This is a genomic window from Polaribacter sargassicola (genome assembly GCF_021991835.1).
GTDB classification, from domain to species: Bacteria; Bacteroidota; Bacteroidia; order Flavobacteriales; family Flavobacteriaceae; genus Polaribacter; species Polaribacter sargassicola.
In genome coordinates this window covers 1-282 of sequence record NZ_JAHDAU010000233.1, presented here as the reverse complement: position 1 = coordinate 282, position 282 = coordinate 1, and the positions used below count along the sequence as shown (strand labels likewise).

Genomic DNA, 282 nt, shown 5'->3' with positions numbered 1-282 from the left:
CACCCACGATGGCTCCAGCGCCGAGGACGACTTCGCCGCGCAGGACGGCGGCGGCCAGGCATCCGAGCACGCCGGTGACCAGGCATCCGATGCCGGTGTCGAAGCCCCTGCCACCGACGACAGCGCGACGGACGAGACACCGGCGGAGGACGACGCCTCCCCGTCGCTGCGCGACGCGGTGGCGGGACTCTGGACGCCGCGCCTCGCGGGCACCGCCGGCGCGGACGCCGCCGACGGTGTCCGCGAGGACGAGAGCGCATCTCAGGACGACGAAGCCCCCGA

Annotated in this window: 1 protein-coding gene; it reads left to right on the top strand. The window is 75.2% G+C overall.

Going from position 1 to position 282, the window contains the following annotated elements:
- Positions 1-282 (top strand): hypothetical protein (locus KI686_RS16645; protein WP_237590423.1); only part of this gene is annotated, 282 nt, incomplete at both ends.